Annotated in this window: 21 protein-coding genes and 1 pseudogene; 12 read left to right on the plus strand and 10 right to left on the minus strand. The window is 63.4% G+C overall.

Annotated elements, in window-relative coordinates; genetic code table 11:
• The first annotated feature begins 102 nt into the window (after positions 1–102).
• The 7 genes from USDA257_RS30180 to USDA257_RS30210 all read left to right on the plus strand — a co-directional run bounded on the left by USDA257_RS30180 (position 103) and on the right by USDA257_RS30210 (position 8338).
• Complete coding sequence (locus tag USDA257_RS30180; protein WP_014766784.1) at positions 103–1401, plus strand: extracellular solute-binding protein; 1299 nt, start codon at positions 103–105, stop codon at positions 1399–1401.
• A gap of 119 nt (positions 1402–1520) precedes the next feature.
• Complete coding sequence (locus USDA257_RS30185; protein WP_041414866.1) at positions 1521–2408, plus strand: ABC transporter permease subunit; 888 nt, start codon at positions 1521–1523, stop codon at positions 2406–2408.
• Between the two features lie 10 nt (positions 2409–2418).
• Positions 2419–3261 carry a sn-glycerol-3-phosphate ABC transporter permease UgpE gene (gene ugpE / locus USDA257_RS30190; RefSeq protein WP_014766786.1) on the plus strand — a complete coding sequence of 281 codons (843 nt, stop codon included), beginning with the start codon at positions 2419–2421 and terminating at the stop codon, positions 3259–3261.
• Between the two features lie 189 nt (positions 3262–3450).
• On the plus strand, positions 3451–4560 hold the full coding sequence (locus tag USDA257_RS30195) for a sn-glycerol-3-phosphate import ATP-binding protein UgpC (RefSeq protein ID WP_014766787.1): 1110 nt from the start codon (positions 3451–3453) through the stop codon (positions 4558–4560).
• Complete coding sequence (locus tag USDA257_RS30200) at positions 4557–5549, plus strand: endonuclease (RefSeq protein ID WP_014766788.1); 993 nt, start codon at positions 4557–4559, stop codon at positions 5547–5549. Before USDA257_RS30195 ends, USDA257_RS30200 begins: the two co-directional genes overlap by 4 nt.
• A gap of 179 nt (positions 5550–5728) precedes the next feature.
• On the plus strand, positions 5729–6676 hold the full coding sequence (gene gshB, locus USDA257_RS30205; protein WP_014766789.1) for a glutathione synthase: 948 nt from the start codon (positions 5729–5731) through the stop codon (positions 6674–6676).
• 129 nt (positions 6677–6805) lie between these two features.
• Positions 6806–8338: a YifB family Mg chelatase-like AAA ATPase gene (locus tag USDA257_RS30210; protein WP_014766790.1), complete on the plus strand. Its 1533-nt coding sequence runs from the start codon at positions 6806–6808 to the stop codon at positions 8336–8338.
• 23 nt (positions 8339–8361) lie between these two features.
• Here the strand turns inward: USDA257_RS30210 and cysK are convergent, their stop codons facing one another.
• Entirely contained in the window at positions 8362–9330 is a 969-nt protein-coding gene (cysK, locus tag USDA257_RS30215; protein WP_014766791.1) for a cysteine synthase A, read from the minus strand.
• A gap of 222 nt (positions 9331–9552) precedes the next feature.
• Between cysK and USDA257_RS30220 the strand changes: the two genes are divergently transcribed.
• Positions 9553–10185, plus strand: coding sequence for a LysE family translocator (locus USDA257_RS30220; RefSeq protein WP_014766792.1), 633 nt, complete (start codon positions 9553–9555; stop codon positions 10183–10185).
• Between the two features lie 6 nt (positions 10186–10191).
• On the opposite strand, the gene USDA257_RS30225 is transcribed toward USDA257_RS30220, so the two are convergent.
• Together USDA257_RS30225 and USDA257_RS30230 are read right to left on the minus strand one after the other, a co-directional pair.
• Positions 10192–10497, minus strand: coding sequence for an NIPSNAP family protein (locus USDA257_RS30225; protein ID WP_014766793.1), 306 nt, complete (start codon positions 10495–10497; stop codon positions 10192–10194).
• Positions 10497–11408: a DMT family transporter gene (locus USDA257_RS30230; protein WP_014766794.1), complete on the minus strand. Its 912-nt coding sequence runs from the start codon at positions 11406–11408 to the stop codon at positions 10497–10499. The genes USDA257_RS30225 and USDA257_RS30230 overlap by 1 nt, the downstream gene beginning before the upstream one ends.
• A gap of 133 nt (positions 11409–11541) precedes the next feature.
• Between USDA257_RS30230 and USDA257_RS30235 the strand changes: the two genes are divergently transcribed.
• Positions 11542–11979, plus strand: a complete 438-nt coding sequence (locus USDA257_RS30235) for an Lrp/AsnC family transcriptional regulator (RefSeq protein ID WP_041415713.1) — start codon at positions 11542–11544, stop codon at positions 11977–11979.
• On the opposite strand, the gene dut is transcribed toward USDA257_RS30235, so the two are convergent.
• A complete protein-coding gene (gene dut / locus USDA257_RS30240) occupies positions 11972–12448 on the minus strand; it encodes a dUTP diphosphatase (RefSeq protein WP_014766796.1) in 477 nt (158 codons plus the stop codon). The genes USDA257_RS30235 and dut overlap by 8 nt on opposite strands.
• A gap of 92 nt (positions 12449–12540) precedes the next feature.
• Between dut and USDA257_RS30245 the strand changes: the two genes are divergently transcribed.
• Positions 12541–14124 (plus strand): peptide chain release factor 3, encoded by a 1584-nt coding sequence (locus tag USDA257_RS30245; RefSeq protein ID WP_014766797.1) that lies wholly within the window; start codon positions 12541–12543, stop codon positions 14122–14124.
• Positions 14125–14320: 196 nt separating this feature from the next.
• Here the strand turns inward: USDA257_RS30245 and USDA257_RS30250 are convergent.
• The 3 genes and pseudogenes from USDA257_RS30250 to USDA257_RS30260 all read right to left on the minus strand — a co-directional run bounded on the left by USDA257_RS30250 (position 14321) and on the right by USDA257_RS30260 (position 16833).
• Positions 14321–15014, minus strand: a pseudogene (locus tag USDA257_RS30250) (B3/B4 domain-containing protein).
• A 13-nt stretch (positions 15015–15027) separates the two neighbouring features.
• Positions 15028–15939: a DMT family transporter gene (locus USDA257_RS30255; RefSeq protein ID WP_014766800.1), complete on the minus strand. Its 912-nt coding sequence runs from the start codon at positions 15937–15939 to the stop codon at positions 15028–15030.
• Between the two features lie 81 nt (positions 15940–16020).
• The gene (locus tag USDA257_RS30260; RefSeq protein ID WP_041415715.1) at positions 16021–16833 is read right to left on the minus strand and encodes an AraC family transcriptional regulator; all 813 of its coding nucleotides are present in this window, start codon (positions 16831–16833) and stop codon (positions 16021–16023) included.
• A 105-nt stretch (positions 16834–16938) separates the two neighbouring features.
• On the opposite strand from USDA257_RS30260, the gene USDA257_RS30265 reads away from it, so the two are divergent.
• On the plus strand, positions 16939–17463 hold the full coding sequence (locus USDA257_RS30265; RefSeq protein ID WP_041414868.1) for a helix-turn-helix domain-containing protein: 525 nt from the start codon (positions 16939–16941) through the stop codon (positions 17461–17463).
• Between the two features lie 73 nt (positions 17464–17536).
• Positions 17537–18520, plus strand: a complete 984-nt coding sequence (locus USDA257_RS30270) for an NAD-dependent epimerase/dehydratase family protein (RefSeq protein WP_041414869.1) — start codon at positions 17537–17539, stop codon at positions 18518–18520.
• A gap of 375 nt (positions 18521–18895) precedes the next feature.
• Here the strand turns inward: USDA257_RS30270 and USDA257_RS30275 are convergent, their stop codons facing one another.
• The 3 genes from USDA257_RS30275 to iolE form a co-directional block, all read right to left on the minus strand.
• Positions 18896–19300: a GFA family protein gene (locus USDA257_RS30275; protein WP_014766804.1), complete on the minus strand. Its 405-nt coding sequence runs from the start codon at positions 19298–19300 to the stop codon at positions 18896–18898.
• 80 nt (positions 19301–19380) lie between these two features.
• Entirely contained in the window at positions 19381–20181 is an 801-nt protein-coding gene (iolB, locus tag USDA257_RS30280) for a 5-deoxy-glucuronate isomerase (protein WP_014766805.1), read from the minus strand.
• Between the two features lie 142 nt (positions 20182–20323).
• Positions 20324–21226, minus strand: a complete 903-nt coding sequence (gene iolE / locus USDA257_RS30285) for a myo-inosose-2 dehydratase (protein WP_041414870.1) — start codon at positions 21224–21226, stop codon at positions 20324–20326.
• Between the last annotated feature and the right edge of the window lie 30 nt (positions 21227–21256).

The following is a 21256-nucleotide window of genomic DNA, read 5'->3' on the forward strand; positions in this document are numbered from 1 at the left end:
GCGGCAAATTTGTAATCGTTCCGACACAAAAGCATTACCGGCCTGTCATTGAAGATCACTAGTCCACTGCCAACCGGAACCACGGTGGAGAGGGACCCAGACATGCTCAAAACAATTTCGCTCGCAGCCCTTGCTCTTGCATTTTCGACGACCGCGTCGTTCGCCGCGACCAACATCACCTGGTGGCACGGCATGGCCGGCCGCAACGGCGAGGTGATCAACGAAGTCGCCCAGAAATTCAACGCATCCCAGAGCGCTTGCGCGCTGACGCCCGTCAGCAAAGGCACCTATGAGGAAGCGCTCGCTTCCGGCATCGCCGCCTTCCGCTCCGGCGAACAGCCGAACATCCTGCAGGTCTTCGACGCCGGCGCCGCAACCATCATCAACGCCAAGGGCGCTGTCATTCCGGCCGAAGACCTGATCAACAAGGCGGGCTACAACTTCGATCGCAACGCCTTCATCGACGGCGTGCGCTACTTCTACGCCGACGCCGAAGGCAAGTTCGTCGGCATGCCGTTCAATTCCTCGGCGCCGATCATGTACATCAATGACGAGGCCCTGAAGAAGGCCGGCGTCGAGGCGCCGAAGACCTGGGAAGAGTTCGAGGCGATCGCGCCGAAGCTGAAAGGGGCCGGCTTCATCCCGCTCGTCCAGTCGCAGCTCACCTGGCAGTTCACCGAGAATTTCTTCTCGCGCAACAACGTCCAGTTCGCCACCAACAACAATGGCTACGACAGCGTCGTCGATACGAAGCTCAACGTCACCGACCCGAATCTCGAAATGATGTTCGAGAAGCTGAAGGCCTGGAAGGACCAGGGCCATTTCGCCTTCTACGGTGCCGGCTGGAACGACAACCAGAAGGTCTTCGAAGAAGGCAAGGCAGCGCTTTGGATCGGCTCCTCCGGTTCCTTCGGCGGCCTGCAGAAGACCGCGCAGATGCCGTTCTCCGCGACGTTCCTCCCCTATTGGGGCTCGATCAAGGGCGCCGGTACCAACTCCTTCATCGGCGGCGCCGCACTCTTTGCCATGTCCGGCAAGTCGGACGAGGAAAACAAGTGTGTGGCCCGCTTCTTCCAGTTCCTGACCTCGCCGGAAATCCAGTACTTCTACCACAAGTCCACCGGCTACGTCGCCATCACCAAGGCAGCCTACGAGCTCGCCGAGAAGGACGGCTACTACAAGGAAAAGCCGGTCGCCGAAGTCGGCATCAAGCAGCTCCTGCTGCCGGCCGGCGAATGGTCCAAGGGTTACCGTCTCGGCTTTTACCCGCAAATCCGCGAGATCATGGAGCGTGAATACGGTCGCATCTTCTCCGGCGAAACGACCGTGAAGGATGCCCTCGAAACGATCGAGAACGAAGGCAACGAACTGCTGGCCCGTTTCGCCAAGACGGCCGGCTGATCTCGATGGTGATTGGAACAGATCTCCTCCCCGCGACGCGGGGAGGAACAGGAACGAAGGCTGGAGGACGTCGTCTCGGCGCTTTCCGGCTCTTTGGCGGCAAGTCGGACAGGGGCGAAATGGCTGCCAAGCGCGTGCAGTTCTCGTCGCCTTTCCTGCCCTATCTCTTTCTCGCGCCGCAGCTGGCGATCATCTTCGTCTTCTTCTACTGGCCGTCGATCCAGGCGATCCAGTCGTCCTTCTACTTGGAGGATCCGTTCGGCTTCGGCGCGACCTTCGTCGGCATGAGCAATTACACCGACGTCCTGAAGTCCTCGGAATATCTCGGCATCGCGCGTTTCACCGCGATCTTCACCGCCCTAGTCACCTTCTTCGCACTGTCGATCGGCCTTTTGCTTGCCGTCAAGGCGGACGGCGTCATTCGCGGCAATTCGGCCTATAAGACGCTGCTCATCTGGGTCTATGCGATCGCCCCGCCCGTTGCCGGCCTGATCGGCATGATGTTCTTCGACCAGCACATCGGCCCGATCGTCGAACTCGCCCGGTGGTTCGGCTGGGACATCAAGGTCGGGCTCGATTATTTCGATACAGCCTTCGCCATGATCGTCGTCTCGGTCTGGAAGCAGATCCCCTACAACTTCATCTTCTTCCTCTCAGGACTTCAGGGCATCCCGGTGTCGGTCCGCGAGGCGGCGGCGATCGACTGCCGCTCGGGTCTGCGCCGCTTCTGGACGGTCATCCTGCCGCTGCTGGCCCCGACTGCCTTCTTCCTGCTGATCATCAACGTCACCTACGCGCTTTTCGACACCTTCGGCATCATCGATGTGATGGTGAAGGACAAGGCCGCCAACAATCCGATCACGCTTGTCTACAAGGTCTACATGGACGGCTTCCGCGGCAACGATCTCGGCGGCTCCTCGGCGCAGTCGGTCATCCTGATGATCATCGTGTTCGTGCTCACCGTCTTCCAGTTCCGCCTCATCGAGCGGCGCGTGCACTATAATTGAGGTGACGCCGATGCATCGCACCCGGTTCTTCGACCACGTCATCCTGCTTTTCGGCGTCTTCATCATGTTGGCGCCGGTCGTGGTCGCCTTCATGACCTCGACGCACGAGGCGGCCGACATCCACCGCAACGGCCTCAGCCTGACCTGGGGCGGCCATTTTGCCGAGACCTATGAGACCGTACTGACCCGCGAGGGTGGGTTCACCGGCAAGGTCACCGGGTTCAACATGATGATGAATTCGATGGTTCTCGGCCTCGGTTTCGCTGTCGGCAAGATCGTCCTTTCCATGCTGGCGGCCTACGCGATCGTCTATTTCCGCTTTCCGCTGGCGGCCTTCTTCTTCTGGATCATCTTCACGACCCTGCTCCTGCCGCTCGAAGTGCGCATCCTGCCCTCCTATGAGGTGATGAACACGCTGCGGCTGACGAATACCTATACCGGACTCATCGTGCCGCTGCTCGCCTCCGCGACCGGTACCTTCTATTTCCGCCAGTTCTTCAAGTCGGTGCCGGACGAATTGCTCGAGGCGGCGCGCATCGACGGCGCCGGACCCTTCAAGTTCTTCATCGACGTGCTGGTGCCGCTGTCGCGCACCATGATGGCGGCGATCTTCATCATCATGTTCGTCTATGGCTGGAACCAGTATCTCTGGCCGACGCTGATGACGACCGACGAAGGCTTCTTCACGCTGGTGCGCGGCATCAAGCAGATCCTGCTCGTCTGGGTCGGCTCTAACATTCCCGACTACAACGAAGCCCTTGCCTTGGCGATCCTCGCCATGCTGCCGCCGGTGATGATCGTCGTCATCTTCCAGCGCTGGTTCATCAAGGGGCTCACCGAAAGCGACAAATAAAGCATTCCAGGCGAAGTGTGCAGCGGTTCGCCGTCCGGAAATACTCAGAGCAAAAAAGCATTCCAGGCGAAGTGTGCAGCGGTTCGCCGTCTGGGAATGTGCAGAACGAAGATTGCGAACGGAACGAAGAGAGGGCGGCGCGGTTTAGAGGCCGCGCCTGACTCCCAATCCCGCAAACGGAGGCAGCCAATGGCCGCGATCGATATCGTCGAGGTTTCGAAATTCTACTCGGGCAATGTCGAGGCCGTGAAATCGGTCTCGATCGATATCGAGGACGGCGAATTCATCGTGCTCGTCGGACCATCCGGCTGCGGCAAGTCGACCTTGCTGCGCATGGTCGCCGGGCTGGAGACGATATCGAAAGGCAACGTGACGATCGGAACGCGGCTGATCAACGATGTCGATCCGGCCGAGCGCGACATCGCGATGGTGTTCCAGAATTATGCGCTCTACCCGCATATGACCGTCTACGACAACCTCGCCTACAGCCTGAAGAACCGCAAGACGGCGAAGGCCGAAATCGAAGCGCGCGTCGCCGAGGCGGCGCGCATGCTTGAAATCGAGCCCTATCTGGACCGCAAGCCGAGGGCGCTTTCGGGCGGCCAGCGGCAGCGCGTCGCCATGGGCCGGGCGATCGTCCGCAAGCCGGCCGCCTTCCTCTTCGACGAGCCGCTCTCGAACCTCGATGCGAAACTGCGTGTCTCGATGCGCGGCGAGATCAAGCGGCTGCAGAGGCGGCTCGGCACCACGTCGCTCTATGTCACCCACGACCAGCTCGAGGCGATGACGCTTGCCGATCGGCTGGTGGTGCTAAATGGCGGCAAAATCGAGCAGATCGGCCGACCGCTCGAGGTCTATCACGCGCCCGCCTCGACCTTCGTCGCCAGCTTCATCGGCTCGCCGGCGATGAACCTCGTCAACGGCACGCTCGAGGGTGGCCGGCTGCATATCGGCACGCATGTGATCGAGCTCGGCTATCCGGCGCCGTCCGAAGGCCCAGTGACGGTTGGGGTCCGGGCGGAAGATCTGCGTCCGGCAGCCTTCGGCGAACAGGCACTGGCCTTCCGGGTCGACTATGTCGAGGAACTCGGGGCGCAGCGCCTGGTGCACGGCACGGTCGAGGACCAGGCGCTGACAGCCGCGTTGCCGCCGGAAACGCCGCTCGCCGATCAGCTTGCCATCGCCATACCGACGGAGCGGCTGCATTTCTTCTCCGCGGAGAATGGCACTCGGCTCCATCGCCCCACAGCTGCCGCGCCGGCCCGCCAGCAAACCGTGAATCTGGAGCCTGTATCGTGATTGAAGGGACCGTATCGACGCTCGCTATACCCTCGCAGGAGGATCGCGACGGCTTTGCCCGGATGGAACGCAGCATCGCCGGCCATGACGCCGTCATGGCGGGGCTCGAGGCGATGAACACGATCGAGATCGGTGGCGGCGCCTACACCAGCGGACCGCTTGCCTTTCCCTTCACCGTTGCGGCCTGGAACCTCGAGCGCTGCCTCTTTCCCGCAGAAAGCGCCGAGCATCTCCGCACGACCGGGGCGGCGCTGGTGCTGCTTTCCGAAATGGACAACGGCATGGCCCGTACCGGTCAGCGTCACACGACGACCGAGGTCGCGGCGGCGCTCTCGATGCAATACGCCTATGGCGTCGAGTACATTGAAGTGGGCCTCGGATCGGATACTGAACGCGAATTCTGCAAGGACGACTTCAACGAGAAGGGCTTCCACGGAAACGCGCTGATGGCGTCCGTTCAAATTCAGCGCCCCTTCCTGCTGAGGCTCTGGGGCGAGCGCCTTTGGTTCATGGATGGCAGCGATCAGCCGCGCCTCGGCGAGCGCATCGCTCTCGGCGCGATGATCGACACGGAGGCGGGCCCTTTTGTCGCCGTTTCGACCCATCTCGAAAGTCAGACGACCGCCGCCCATCGCGAGCGGCAGGTCAAGGAACTGATTGATAGGCTCGACGCTGCCTTTCCGGGCCTTCCCATCCTTATCGGCGGCGATCTCAATACGGGCAACCATGCGGGCGGCGATTTCGAGGCCGAAGGGCTTTTTACGGTCAGCGCCGCGCGCGGTTTCACCCGACATGGCGGCCCGAACGACCAGATGACGACACGCCCGAGCCTCATCACCCGTTGGCCGAAGCGGGCGATGAAGCTCGACTGGTTCCTGACGCGAGGCCTGACGATCGGCGAAAGCCGCATCATTCCTTCGCTCGATGCGTCAGGCCGCCCGCTCTCCGACCACGATCTCATCACCAGTGTCGTCCAGGGTTTTGAATAGGCTTCGGTCTCCTTGCCTAAGCGCGTCACGCATTCTACATGTTGCGGGCGCCGTGGCGGACTCGCTCGTCGCTTCGGAGCCGATCAAGGCCGCCGCAGCGCTTTGAATCGCTGTATAATTCGCCGCGAAGCGATGTTCACACGGGTTTATGCGGCAAAGGTTCAACCAGGAACGGTAGAATGGCAAGAATCGTCAATGTCGGGGTCCAGATGGACCATGTGTCGGGCATCACCATTGCAGGCGATTCGACCTTTGCCATGAGTCTCGAGGCGCAGGCGCGCGGCTACCGCCTGTTCCATTATACCCCCGACAGACTTTCGCTGCGCGACGGCAAAGTCTTTGCGACCGCACAGCAGATGACGCTGCGCGACGTCAAGGGCGACCACTTCACCCTCGGCGAGCCGGAACGGATCGATCTTTCCACCATGGACGTTATCCTGCTCCGCCAGGATCCGCCCTTCGACATGGCCTATATCACCTCGACGCATCTGCTCGAGCGGCTGCATCCGAAGACGCTCGTCGTCAACGACCCGGCCTGGGTCAGGAATTCGCCGGAGAAAATCTTCGTCACCGAATTTCCCGACCTGATGCCGCGGACGCTGATCACCCGCGATGCGAGCGAGATCGCCCGCTTCCGCGAGGAGATGGGCGACATCATCCTGAAACCGCTCTACGGCAATGGCGGCGCCGGCGTCTTCCATTCGGCGCGCGACGACCGCAATCTCTCTTCGCTGCTCGAAATGTTCGGCCAGATGTTCCGCGAGCCCTTCATCGCTCAGGAATATCTGCCGGCGGTGAGAAAAGGCGACAAGCGTATCCTGCTCGTCGACGGCGAGCCGGTCGGTGCGATCAACCGGGTTCCCGCAGAGCACGACGCGCGATCAAACATGCATGTCGGCGGACGGGCCGAGGCGACCGAGCTCACCGCCCGCGAACGGGAAATCTGCGCCCGCATCGGGCCGGCGCTCAAAGCCCGCGGCTTCCTCTTCGTCGGCATCGACGTGATCGGCGATTATATGACCGAGATCAACGTGACCTCGCCGACCGGGATTCGCGAGGTCAGGAAGTTTGGCGGCGCCGACGTTGCGAGCCTGCTCTGGGACGCGATCGAGAAAAAGCGCGGCTGATCAAGCCGGTTCAACACCGGCCAGCGGCATTTGTTCTATTATTGTTCTTGTTTTTAAGCGTGTACCGTGCAAGATTTGACGTGCTACCGGCGGCGGTTGTGCGGTGCGCGCTGGAGCAATGGGGGCATCATGGTCGCGCGCGTCAGTACGGTTGCGTTTCAAGGTATCGAGGGCGTTCCGGTCGACGTCCAGGTGATGGTGGCGCCTGGAAAAGTCGGCATGCAGATCGTCGGTCTTCCGGACAAGGCGGTTGCCGAAAGCCGCGAGCGCGTCCAGGCGGCGCTCCACGCCTCAGGCTTGGCGCTGCCGGCGAAACGGGTGACCGTCAATCTCGCACCCGCGGATCTGCCGAAGGAAGGCAGCCACTTCGATCTTGCCATCGCACTTGGCCTGATGGCGTCGCTGGGCGCAATCCCCGCGGACGCCCTTTCCGGCTATGTCGTCATCGGCGAGCTCAATCTCGACGGCACGATTGCGCCGGTCGCCGGCGCTCTGCCGGCGGCAATCGGCGCCAATGCGCTCGGCAAGGGGCTGATCTGCCCGGCCGAAAGCGGAGCGGAAGCCGCCTGGGCCGGGTCGGACATCAACATCCTCGCGCCGCGCAGCCTGATCGCCATCGCCAATCATTTCCGCGGCACGCAAGTGCTCTCGCGACCCGAACCGGCGATCCGGGCCGCGGCCGCCAACCTTCCGGATCTCGCCGACATCAAAGGCCAGGAGAGCGCCAAGCGGGCGCTCGAAGTGGCGGCCGCCGGCAACCACAATCTCTTGATGGTGGGCCCGCCAGGGTCCGGCAAGTCGATGCTCGCGGCGCGGCTGCCTTCCATCCTGCCGCCGCTCTCTCCGTCCGAATTGCTCGAGGTCTCGATGATCCATTCGATCGCCGGGCAATTGCCGGGCGGCAAGCTTTCCGACCGCCGGCCGTTCCGCGCGCCCCACCATTCCGCCACCATGGCGGCGCTGATCGGCGGCGGCCTCAGGGCAAAGCCGGGCGAGGCGTCGCTTGCCCATCACGGCGTGCTGTTTCTCGACGAGTTTCCGGAGTTTCCGCCGCAGGTGCTCGATGCGCTGCGCCAACCGCTCGAAACTGCAGAGTGTGTCATCGCCCGTGCCAACCACCGCGTCAGCTATCCGGCGGCGATCCAGCTCGTCGCCGCCATGAACCCGTGCCGCTGCGGCATGGCCGGCGAGCCGGGCCGCAGCTGCGCCCGTGGTCCACGCTGCATGGCCGATTACCAGGCGCGGATTTCGGGCCCCTTGATGGACCGGTTGGATATCCGCATCGACGTGCCGGCCGTCAGCGCCGCCGATCTGATCCGGCCCGGCGCGGCCGAGCCGAGCGCCGCAGTCGCCAGTCGCGTCGCCTGCGCTCGGGCTCTTCAGGTGGACCGCTTCGCCGCCCTCGGCCACCCAGGGCTGACCAGCAATGCCCGCTGCGCGACCGCGATGATCGAGAAGATTGCCGAGCCGGACGCCGCGGGGCTACAGTTGTTGAGGGACGCCGCGGAAAAGATGAAGTTCTCCGCACGCGGCTACCACCGCGTCTTGAAGGTGGCCCGCACGCTTGCCGATCTCGACGAGGCGCCGACGGTCGGCCGCATCCATCTTGCCGAAGCGATCTCCTACCGCGTCGCCGGCGAGCGGCTGCCGGCGGCGGCATAGCGATGCAGGCGGCCGCCGCGCCTCTACGCGCCAAGCCCCTCGAACAGCACCGTCGAAAGATAGCGCTCGGCAAAGGACGGTATGATCACGACAATGGTCTTGCCGGCGTTTTCCTCGCGCTGGCCGACTTCGATCGCCGCCTGGAGCGCCGCACCGGAGGAAATGCCGACCGGCACGCCTTCGAGCCTGGCAACGAGGCGCGCCGCCTCGACCGCTTCGCTCGCGTTGACGGTAATCACCTCGTCATAGACGCTCGTGTCGAGGATCGCCGGCGCGAAACCGGCACCGATGCCCTGTATCTTGTGCGGACCGGGCGCCCCACCTGAGAGAATCGGAGACTCCTCGGGCTCGACGGCGATTACCTTGACCGAAGGCTTGCGGGCCTTCAGCACCTGGCCAGCGCCGGTGATCGTGCCGCCCGTACCGATGCCGGAGACGAGGATGTCGACTTTACCTTCGGTGTCGTTCCAGATCTCTTCGGCCGTCGTCCTGCGGTGGATCTCCGGATTGGCAGGATTTTCGAACTGCTGCGGAGTGATCGCGTCGGGCAGCGTCTCGACCAGTTCCTGCGCCTTGGCGATGGCGCCCTTCATGCCCTTCGCCCCTTCCGTCAGCACCAGTTCGGCGCCAAGCAGCGCCAGCATCTTGCGCCGCTCGACCGACATCGTCTCGGGCATTGTGAGGATCAGCTTGTAGCCCTTGGCGGCGGCGACGAAGGCAAGCGCAATGCCGGTATTGCCCGACGTCGGCTCGATCAGCGTGGTGCGGCCGGGCGCGATCTTCCCCTGCGCTTCGAGCGCTTCGACCATGGCGACGCCGATGCGGTCCTTGACCGAGGCGATCGGATTGAAGAATTCCAGCTTGGCGAGCAGGTTCGCCTTGACGCCCTTTTCCCCGGCGAGCTTGTCGAGCCGCACGATCGGAGTGTCGCCGATCGTTTCGGTGATCGATGAAAAGACGCGGCCGCGGCCGGGCTTGCGCGCTTCAGGCATGGATTTCTCCCTTCATTAAGTGCTGTGGCGAGAATAGGGACAAAGGGACGGCCGTGCCAGAGCGTGACAGCCGCGGAACGACGCGACGGAGAGAAAAAGCAGCTGCAAAACCGCCGGTTGGGAAATCATTATTTCGCAAGAAAATTGACCGGGTGACAAGAACGCCGTTGTCGGCACCAAGGAGAAAGGACACCTTCCGGAAAATTGCGGAAGGGGCGCATCATGCCGGCCATTCAGAACCTCATAGGCTTTGCCCTAATCGCGCTCGGCATGGTGCTGACGCCGGGGCCGAACATGATCTACCTGATCTCGCGTTCGATCTGCCAGGGCCCGGCCGCCGGCCTCGTCTCGCTCGGCGGCGTGGCGCTCGGCTTCGTCTTCTATATGGTCTTTGCCGCGCTCGGCATCACTGCGTTGCTGCTGGCGGTCCCGTTCGCCCACAACGCGCTGTGCTTCGCGGGTGCCCTCTATCTCCTTTACCTTGCCTGGCAGGCCGTGAAGCCCGGGGGCCGCTCGCTGTTCCAGGTCCGAGACCTGCCGAAGGATGGACCGCGCAAGCTCTTCGTGATGGGGCTTGTCACCAGCCTGCTCAATCCGAAAGTGGCGGCGCTCTACCTTTCGCTGCTGCCGCAGTTCATCCGACCGGAGACCGGAAGCGTGCTCCTGCAGTCGCTCGTCTTCGGCAGCCTGCAGATCATGATTAGCGTCACCGTCAATGCGCTGATCGCGGTGACCGCCGGATCGATCGCCGCCTTCCTGGCTGGGCGTCCGCTTTTCATGCTGGTGCAGCGCTGGATGATGAGCACGGTGCTTGCAAGCCTCGCCGTCAGCCTGGCTGTCGAGGCTCGCAAGTAACAGGCGTTACTCGAAGACCGGGCGCATGAAGCTGCGCTCGTAACTCAGAATGCAGCGCGTCTCTTCGGCAAAGGCGAAGGCCGCTTGGCATTCGGGATCCGCAGCCATCTTCTCGCGATAGGTTTCGTAAGTCGCGAGCGAGGGAAAGCTGAAGAGCGCGAGCGCGATGTTGCTGGCGCCCTCATGTGGCATGAAATAGCCGTGATGCGTGCCGCCGAGCCTGTTCACCAGCGGAATCCACAGGTTCGCGTAGTGCTCGAATTCCGCAAGCTTGTAGGGGTCGATGACATATTTCAGATAGCAGGTAATCATCAAGCGCTCCGTTCGACTTTCCTCTTGATAAGCGGGACCGAACGAAGCGTCCAGCCGAGATTGGTGCCGGCCGCTGCGAGCAAAATCGCGGCTGATCCGGCAATCTGCACCGGCTGCAATTCATGCCCGAAGGCAATCCGGTCGACCAGGATCGCCCCGATCGGGTAGATAAAGGAAAGCGCGCCCGTCACATGGGTCGGCAGCCGCTGGATCGCGCCGTAGAGCAGAATGTACATGATGCCGGTGTGGACGACGCCGATGGTGACCATCAATGCCCACTGGAACGCCGATTGCGGCAGTGGCGCAGTGATGGCGAAGGGGGCGAGCATTGCCGCGCCGGTGACCACCTGGATCAGCGCGATGAGCTGCGGCGGCGTGCCTTTCAGAAGCTTGGTGACGATCGCCGCAATGGCGTAGAAGAAGGCGGCGCCGAGTGAGAGGGCGATGCCCGCGAGATAGTGGCCGGTTCCGGCGCCGCCCGCCGGCTTGGCGGCGACGATCGCCATCATGCCGACAAAGGAGACCGAGAGCCAGATGAGCTTGGTAGGGGTGATCTTCTCGCCGAGGAAAAGTGCCCCGAGACCGAGCAGCATGAAGGGCTGTGTATTGTAGACCATCGTTGCGATCGAGATCGAGGCGTGCGAATAGGCTTTGAAGAGCAGCAGCCAGTTGACGACGATCGCCACACCGCCAAGCACGGCGAGGGCGACGATCCTGGGCCGCAAATGCCTGAGATCGATGAGGCGGAGCGCCGCGGCGAGGATGGCGAGCGTGACGGCCCCGAAGACGCAGCGCCAGAAAACGACGCCGGCCACCGGCTGGCCCGACATCAGCACGAACCAGCCGATCGTTCCTGAAATCAGCATTGCCGCCGTCATCTCCGCGCTTCCGCGCCGTAAATCGCCGTTCATCGCATGGCTCCTTGTGACAGCGAAGAGGATAATGAGTCATGCGGCGATTTTATATGGAAAACAAAAGGGCGTTGTGCCAGTATGCCTAATAGTGAAAGGCAAATTTGCCGATCTGGCTTTAAGAAGGCTGCCGATGTTGGACGAGCTTGACCGTCGCATTCTTGAAATTCTCGCGGCGAATGCCCGCGTTTCGCTGAAGGAGCTCGCGCTGGAAGCGGGGCTTTCCTCGCCGAGCGTGGCCGAAAGGCTGCGCAAGCTCGAGGAGCGCGGAGTGATCAACGGCTTCACCGTCTCGGTCAACCCGGCGCGGCTCGGCTATCCGCTGCAGGCGGTGGTCCGCGTCAGGCCGATGCCGGGCATGCTGCACATCGTCGAAAGGCTGATCCAGGAGACACCGGAGATCGTCGAATGCGACAAGATTACCGGCGATGACTGCTTTATCGCCAAGATGCTCGTGCGTGACATGGGAGAGCTCGACACGATCCTCGACCGCATCGCCGAAAAGGCCCAGACCAACACCTCGATCGTCAAGTCGACCCCGGTCAAACGACGCCTGCCGCCGCTTATTTAGCGCCCGTCGAGCCGAAGCCGCCGGCGCCGCGAGCGGTCGTCGTCGCGCCGTCTGCCTCGCGGATCGCTACCTGGGTCACCGGCGCGATCACCATCTGGGCGATGCGCATGCCGCGCTCGACGATGAAATCCTCGTCGCCGAGATTTGCGAGCAGCACCTTCACCTCGCCGCGATAGTCGCTGTCGATCGTGCCCGGCGAGTTGAGGCAGGTGATGCCATGCTTGAAGGCAAGCCCGGAGCGCGGCCGCACCTGGCCTTCGTAGCCACCCGGGATTTCGAAGATGAAGCCCGTCGGCACCAGCTCCCGTGCGCCAGGTCGTATCGTTATCGGCTGGTCGGCGGGAAGGGCGGCGCGCAAGTCCATGCCCGCAGCCCCCGCCGTCTCATAGGCCGGCAGGTCGAGATCCTGCGCGTGCGGCAGGCGGATCAGGGTGAGAGCGGGGCGGTCTTCGGAATTGTGCATGGCCATTCCGCCATAAGCAGGGTCTGCCTCCCAGCAGTCAATTGCATATTGCCTCCCGAGCCTGTAAAGGACGCCGCAACTCACAGGATACTCAGATCATGGCCGAAAGCATTGCCGAGGCGGTCTCCCGCCGCCGCACATTTGCGATCATTTCGCACCCGGACGCTGGTAAGACGACGCTCACCGAAAAGCTGCTGCTCTTCGGCGGCGCGATCCAGCTCGCCGGCGAGGTCAAGGCCAAGAAGGATCGTATCCAGACCCGCTCCGACTGGATGAAGATCGAGCGCGAGCGCGGCATCTCGGTCGTCACCTCAGTGATGACCTTCGAATACAACGACACCGTCTTCAACCTGCTCGACACGCCCGGCCACGAGGACTTCGCCGACGACACCTATCGCACGCTGACGGCGGTGGACGCCGCCGTCATGGTGATCGACGCCGCCAAGGGTATCGAGCCGCGAACCTTGAAGCTCTTCGAGGTCTGCCGCCTGCGCGACATTCCGATCATCACCTTCGTCAACAAGATGGACCGCGAGAGCCGCGATCCCTTCGAGATATTGGACGAGGTCGAGCAAAAGCTGGCGCTCGACTGCGCGCCGGTCACCTGGCCGATCGGCCGCGCGAAAACCTTCTGCGGCACCTATCATCTCGCCACCAACGAGGTGCGCGGCGCCGACACGCAGGAGCGGCTGACCAAGGTCAACGATCCGGAAACGGCCTCGCATCGCCTGCCAGAAAACGAGCGCGACGCCTTCATCGAGGAGACGATGCTGGCAATCGAGGCCTGCAAGCCCTTCGACCGGAAGGCTTTCCTCGAAGGCCATCTGACGCCGGTCTTCTTCGGCTCGGCACTCCGCAATTTCGGCGTCCGCGACCTGATCAATGCCCTCGGCGACTTCGCGCCGCCGCCGCGCGCCCAGGTCGCCGACATCCGCACCGTCGAGGCGACCGACGACCGGATGACAGCCTTCGTCTTCAAGATCCAGGCCAACATGGACCCGAACCACCGCGACCGCATCGCCTTCGTCCGGGTCTGCTCGGGCAAGCTCGAGCGTGGCATGAAGGCGCGGTTGTCGCGCACCGGCAAACAGATGGGGTTGACCGCACCGCAATTCTTCTTCGCCTCGCAGCGCCAGCTTGCCGACACCGCCTTTGCCGGCGACGTGGTCGGCATTCCGAACCACGGAACGCTGCGGATCGGCGATACGCTGACCGAGGGCGAGCCGCTTGTCTTCCAAGGCGTCCCGAACTTCGCGCCGGAAATTCTCCGCCGTGTCCGGCTCGAGGACGCGATGAAGGCAAAGAAGCTGAAAGAGGCGCTGCAGCAGATGGCGGAAGAGGGCGTCGTGCAGCTCTTTTCGCCGGAGGATGGCGCGCCTGCAATCGTCGGCGTCGTCGGCGCTCTGCAGCTCGACGTCTTGAAAGAGCGCCTGCAGGCGGAATACGGCCTGCCCGTCTCCTTCGAAATGTCGCGCTTCTCCGTCTGCCGCTGGGTCTCCGCCGACAATCCGTTCGAACTCGACAAGTTCCTCACGGCGCGCCGCGGCGACATCGCCCGCGACCTCGACGGCGATCCGGTCTTCTTGGCACAGGACGGCTTCTCGCTGCGCTACGAGGCGGAACGCTATCCGGCGATCAAGATGGTGGCGATCAAGGAATATCACGTCGCCAAGGCGGCCTGACGAGATCCGTCGAATTCCATCTCAACGGCCGCGGGAGTTCGGGCGGAATTGCCCCTCACCCCAGCCCTCTCCCCGCATGCGGGGAGAGGGGATTCGGAGGCCGCGGCATATCCCTTCGCCCCGCTTGCGGGGAGGAGGTGCCGGCAGGCGGATGAGGCGCCACTGCGCGACAGCCGATAGGCGTCGTGCGCGGCGGTCAAAAATCGAAACGCGGTGCCGAGCGTTCTAACATCGCGGTTCCCGGATCAACGGACCAAATAGCGCGGATGGCCATCTGCAGGTCGTCCACGAGCCGCCTGACATCGGCTTCGTCGCCGGCGTGCAGCGCCTCGGCAACGATCAACACGCTCGCAGTGTCGTCCCGGACGGCCGAATAGCCGCTCTGACGATTGGTCCAGCGGCGCGCATGGGCGCGGCCTTCCACGTCGGCATAGATGACCTCCTGCGGCTCGTGGGTGCTCGATCTCGCCGGCGAACGTCACGTAGATCTCGTCTCCGGTAGCGTGCCGTACCTCGAGATGGCCCGCCACTTTGGCGAGATCGAAGACGGCGACGGGAACGGCAAAGGCGAGCGAAGCCGCATTGCAAAGATCGATCAGCGGATGGATTTTTGGCAGCGTTCCCTCCTTCCTGAACCGCCGGAGCAGCGCCTCGGAGGCCGAGCGATATTGCGTCGGCTTCAGCCCCATGCGCGAGAAGGCGCGGCGCCAAGCCTGGATTTCGGGTAGCTCACCCTCCGCAGCATCTGCAAGTCGGGCTTTCGCCACGGCCTCGAACTGCGCGGCACAGGCTGCGACGGATGCGTCACGATGGATGCCCTTTACATGAAGGACACCCGCCGCAAGCTCGAGAAACTCGCTCCAGATATCGCTCGAGTGACGGAAATACATAGGGTCCTCTTTCTCACTGTGCCTTGGATTGCGGGCTAAGAGCGCTCGGAGTCCTCGATGCAGGCAGGCCAATGCCGACGACTGCGGCGAGAACGCAGCCGATGCCGAGCAACTGGTTGAGCGCCAAGGGCTCGCCGAGCACCGCGAAGGCAAGAAGCACGGCGGAAACCGGCGCCAGCGCGGTGAAGACCGAAGCCTCCGAACCGCTCACTTTCGCCAGCCCCGCATACCAGAGCACGAAGCCGCCGACGGTCGGCACGAGCGCATAATAGACCACTGCCGCGATGGCCGACACGGTCATCTGGCCGGTCCAGGGAAGCTCCGTAAGCGCAATCGGTGCGGCGATCGCGCCACCGAGACCCGCCATCAGGCTCGACAGGGCGAGCGGCGGGATTTCCGTTTTCAGACGCTTGTTGAGGAGGATGAAAAGGCCCTCGCAGACGACCGCGCCGAAAATCAGAGCGCTGCCCGCGAGTGAATGCGGATGGTCGGCATCGGGTCGGAAAACGATCGCCAAGACCCCCGCGGCGGCAAGGGCGACCGCCAGGAGAACCGAGCGCTGCGGCCGTTCACCGAGGACGACGATGGCGATCGCGGCCGAGACGACGGGAAGCGTACCGATGATCACGCCGGCGTCCGTTGCGGGTGTGAACTTCAGACCGGAAATCAGCAAGGTCGTATAGCCGACGCTGCCGGCGCCGGCCTGCAGGAGCAGGATGACCCAGTCGCGTCTTGTGGCGCGCGGCGACGGCGTTGCGGTCAGCCGAATGAGGACGAGGAAAAGCGGCAAGGCAATGGCGAAACGCAGCGCCGTCGCCGTGAAAGGCGGCAAGCCGGAGGCGATGATCTTGCTCGCGACGACCGTGCTGCCCACCAGCAGCATCGCGAGCGACAGATAGAGATATCCTTGAAATTGCTTCGACATGCTGCCGCCACTCTCATGATTGTGGCGGCAGAAAACCGGATCAGGGACTGGCGGTCTTGAACGGAATTGCAGGGTCCGAATTCAATTCACAGCCCGCGCATAGGCGCCGGGCGAAAATCCGTATTTGCGGACGAAGACTCGCGTCATGTGGCTCTGGTCGGCAAAGCCGCCGGCAATCGCCGCCTCCGCAAGCGGTGTGCCCTCGCCAAGCAGCCGGCGGACGATGTCGATCCGCCGCTGCATGAGATAGGCATGCGGCGTCAGGCCGGTTGCCCTGTCAATGCCGCGCACGACCTGAAACCGGCTCAATCCGCTGGCGGCGGCGAGGTCGGTGAGGGTGAGGGGCGCCAGCGGATCGTCGTCGATCAGGGCGACAGCCGCCGCGATTGAAGCGGGCACTTTATGCCTGTCGGGGGACCGGGGCACGAGATGCATCGCATCGGCGAGCAGCGTCACGGCCAGTTCCTCCCACTGAAGCGTCGCCTCGGCGGAGCCTCCGGTCGCCGCGACCGCGAAGATCGAGCGAAAACGGGCGGCAAGAGCGGCGCTGCGGATGACAGGATCCGCGAACTCTCGGGTTTTTGTTCGGCCTTCGCTGATGTCGCTTACAGCGGCCTCGACCAGCGACGGTTCGAGATAGAGCATCCGCCAGGAACGGCCGGCGTCGCCGATAGGCGCTCCGTCATGGACCTCACCCGGATTGACGGTGATCATGTCGCCGGCTTCCGCTTCGACGGTGCCGCGCCCGCTCAGCGACGTCTGCGCGCCTTGATGAATGAGCCCGATGCCGAACTGCTCGTGGGTGTGGCGCGCAAAGGAATGGCGCGTCGCGGCTTCGACCACGTCGACGCCGGCAATGCGGCGCGGCATCACCCTGAATTGGCCTTTCGTCACGCTTCGATCGCCATTGCTTTTCTTCGTTGAGCTGGAATGCTTGTATAGCCTTTCCATTGTCCGGCGGCAAAGCGGGCGCGCGGTTCGGCTTCGAAGGAGGTGGCAATGCTTTACACAGGGCGAGCGTTGAAGCGCCTGCGGCTCTTGCGCGGCTTCAAGCAGAGTCATGTGGCGGAACTCCTGGACGTCACGCAGGCAACCGTATCGCGCTGGGAGACCGGCGTTCTCATACCTGCCGAGGATCAGCAGGCCACCCTTGAACGCCTCTTCGCACGTCCGGCATCGACCGCCGATGCCGCCGTCAAGCGACTGGTCGAAACCTCGACGGCTCGCACCCACCTCATCTGCGACCACTCGCATCGGCTGCTGGCGGCATCACCTGTCCGACGGAGCGAATGGCGGCGAGACCTGCTCGGGACGCCGATGTTCCGTTACGCATCTGACGCTATCCAGCAGGCCGAGGGCACGCTTCCGGACCTTGGCTGGTACGACGGTCGAACGACGTCGCTTGTCGTCGAAACCGGACCGAACGGTTGCGACGACGTGCCGATCGTCGCGGGCCGGGTGCTCTGGGAACGCATTCCGCTCGCCGATGGGGCGACGGGGCGCCTGGTGACGACGTTGATGTGATCGCAACGCATAATTTATGCGTTGTTGCTCTCGTCCGACCGCGGTTAGCCTCAAGAAAAACGAGGAGAGACGCATGACTATACTGGTGACGGGAAGCGCCGGCCATCTGGGCGAGGCGCTGATGCGGGTGCTGCGCGGGGCAGGGCGTCCGGTGCGCGGCATCGACATCAAGGCTTCGGATTTCACCGACCAAGTCGGCTCGGTCGCCGATCCCGCCTTCGTCCGCCAAGCCACCAAGGGCGTGCGTGCCGTCATCCATGCGGCGACGCTGCACAAGCCGCATGTGGCGACGCACGGCTATTCCGAATTCGTTGAAACTAATATCGCCGGCACGCTCAATCTGCTCGAAGCGGCATCGGACGCGAATATCGGCGCCTTCGTCTTCACCAGCACGACCAGCGCCTTCGGTTCGGCGCTGACCCCGCGGCCCGATGCCCCGGCAGCCTGGATCACCGAGGACGTGACGCCGATCCCGCGCAATATTTACGGCGTCAGCAAGGTTGCGGCGGAAGGGCTTTGCGAACTCTTCGCGCGGCGCCACGGTCTGCCCGTCCTCATCCTGCGCACCTCGCGCTTCTTTCCCGAGGCGGACGACGACGCGGAAGTCCGTGGTCGCTATGAAACGGAGAACGCCCAGGCGAACGAGTTGCTCTACCGGCGGGCGGACATAGAGGACGTCGTAAGCGCGCATCTCTCGGCGCTGGACAGGGCGAAGGAGATCGGCTTCGGCCGCTATATCGTCTCGGCGCCGACGCCTTTTACGCCGGACGATCTGGCCGCGTTGCGCGTGGATGCGCCATCCGTCGTCCTGCGTCACTTTCCCGAATGCGAGGCGCTCTACGCCGAGCGCGGGTGGCGGCTCTTCCCGACGATCGACCGGGTTTATGTCAGCGCCCGGGCGACGGCCTGGCTCGGCTGGCGGCCGAAATACGATTTTACCCACTTGCTGAGAAGCCTGCGGCGCAGCGAGGACTTCCGCAGCCCGCTCGCCCAGGAAATCGGCTCGAAGGGCTATCACGACACGGTCTTTGCCGAAGGGCCCTATCCGGTCGCGTAACCATGCTGTGGCGGGCATAGCACGGAGCCGCATCTGCAAGAGCTACCCAGGTTGATACCCCCTCTGCCCTGCCGGGCAGAGGGGGTATCAACACTTTCCGCCCCGCTTTAGAGCCTCTCCTGCTTAAATGGAAACATTCTGCCGGAGCAGGTTTTCGACAGGGCAGAGGCGATTGCCGAGTGTCGTACCCCGGACGTACGTCCGAGGCGATCGCCTCTGATCCTGGCGGAAAGATGCCCGACCCTTCGGGTTGGCTGAAGCGGGCCTGTTTGCTCGGCTGGCTTCGCCGTAGCGTTGGCTACGCCGCGCGCCAGCCGAGCAAACATTCCGCTCCGCTTGAGCCAACAGAATGGTTCAATTTAACCAGGAAAGGCTCTAGCCCCGAGGCTGCCCCGGCAGTTCGCCGATGTCGCCGACCCAGGGCAGGGCGGGGGAACACCAGATTTGCGCCCGCGGCGTGAGCTCGCCCCGCTGGTTGATCGTGCCGACGCGGATGCCGATCTCCTCCGCATCCTCGTCGGTGCCGGTCGTAGAGATGGGCGAGCCGCACTGCGGGCAGAAGAATTGCAGGCGTTTGCGGCCGTTCTCGCCGATCTTGACGTAGAGCTTCGGCTCGCCGCCCGTCAGGCGGAACGATGTGGACGGCGTGCTCGCCGTCACGCGATAGGCGGAGCCGGTCAGTCGCTGGCAGTCGGTGCAGTGGCAGATCGTGACGTCCTCGGGGTCTATCTCCGCCTCATAGGTCACGAAGCCGCAATGGCATTGGCCGTCAATGTGCATGGGAGAGCTCCTCGTCGCTTTGCCTCAGCAGGATACGATAGGGCGCCCACTCCTGTCGCCGAGTGAATGGCCGTAGCGGCTCAGATGCCGGTGAACAGCCACTCATGCTCCTTGGCATTGTGGAACTTCCAGATCCGCTTCGGCCCGGCCATGACGTTGAGATAGTAGGAATCATAGCCGTGGATCGCGGCGACCGGATGGTAGCCCTTCGGAACGAGCGTCACGTCGCCGTCTTCCACCGCCATGGTCTCGTCGAGCGAACGATCGTCCGTATAGACGCGCTGCATGGCGAAGCCCTGCGGCGGGTTGAGGCGGTGGTAATAGGTTTCTTCCAGATAACTTTCGGCCGGCAGGTTGTCCTGGTCGTGCTTGTGCGGCGGGTAGGAAGAAGTATGGCCGCCCGGCGTGATCACCTCGACGACCAGCAGCGACTGCGCCGAGCCGTCGTCCTCCGGCATGATGTTGGTGACATAGCGGGTATTGGTACCCTTGCCACGCGTCATCTGCGGATGCGCGCCGGGGCGGATCACCTTGGCCTTGAAGCCCTCGCCGCCGGGTGCGGAGCAGATGGCGAGGTCCAGGTCCGTCGCCGCCTCCGCCTGCCACTTGCTGCCCTTCGGCACATAGACCGCATAGGGCTGTCCCTCGAAGGGCGTCATGCGCTCGCCGAGTTCGCCGAAGTCCTCGCCGTCGACGGAGATCTTCGCCTTGCCGTTGACGAGCACCAGGCAGAGTTCCTTGTCTCCCGCCTCGCCACCGGCCCTCTCGCCGGGCTTCAGGCGGTTGAGCGCGAAACCGACATAGGTCCAGCCGGCGCTCTCGGGCGTGACGTCCTGCATCATGCCGGATTGTGCTTTCGGTTTAACGAGCAGTTTGGACATATGACGGTCTCCTGATCTTGGTGTCTGTGGTCCGCCCTTACCCTAGCCCTCTCCGCGCGTGGGGAGAGGGGACTTGGACGGTGCGGCATACCCCTTCTCCCCGCCAGCGGGGAGAAGGTGGCGGCAGCCGGATGAGGGGCAGCTATGCCCGGTCGAGCCCCGCTTCTTTCGCAAAGGCCTTCAGCGATTTCAGTCCGAGCGACTGGTATTCGAAGGGGTTGCGCACGGCCGAATCCTGCTCGGCCTCGATCACCAGCCAGCCATCATAGCCGTGTTCGGCGGCGATTTTCAGCACAGGCAGAAAATCGACGCCGCCCTCCGAGTCGCCAGGGACCGTGAAGACGCCGCGGCGCACGCCTTCGAGGAAGGAGAGGCCTTCGCCCTCGACCAGCTTGCGGACCGCGGGACGAACGTTCTTGCAATGGATGTGGCGGACGCGGTGCATGTATTTCTCCGCGACTTCGGCCGGATCAGAGCCGCCGAACCAGGCGTGACCAGTATCGAGCAGCAGCTTTGTCGCCGGGCCGGTGTTCTGCATCAAGAGGTCGATTTCCTCGCCGGTCTGGACGATCGTCCCCATGTGGTGGTGATAGACGAGGTCGATGCCTTGGTCGGCGCAATACGCAGCTATTGCCTCGAGATCGGCGCCGAATTTCTTCCACTGATCCGCCGGCAGGACCGGCTTGTCCTTGACGAGCGACTTGGAATCGTCGCCGTGGATGGCGTTCGAGGTCTCGCAGACGATCGCCACCTTGCAGCCATTGTGCTTCAGCAGATCGAGATGCGGCTGGATCGCCTTCTTCTCGGCTTCGACATCGTGAGTCAGCAGGTTGGTCGAGTGCCAGCCGGAGACGAAGACGAGATCATAGGAGCCAAGCTTCTGCTTCAGCGCCTCCGGATCGGACGGCATCTTGTGGCCCTTCTCGATGCCGTCGAAGCCGATCTTCTGGCAATCGGACAGGCAGTCTTCGAGGGTCAGATGCGCGCCGATCGAGTGGTCGTCGTCATTGCTCCAGGCGATCGGGTTGGTTCCGTAGCGGATCATGTCTTTTGCTTTCCATTGCATTATCCGCGG

It is taken from the genome of Sinorhizobium fredii USDA 257, assembly GCF_000265205.3.
Taxonomy (GTDB): domain Bacteria; phylum Pseudomonadota; class Alphaproteobacteria; order Rhizobiales; family Rhizobiaceae; genus Sinorhizobium; species Sinorhizobium fredii_B.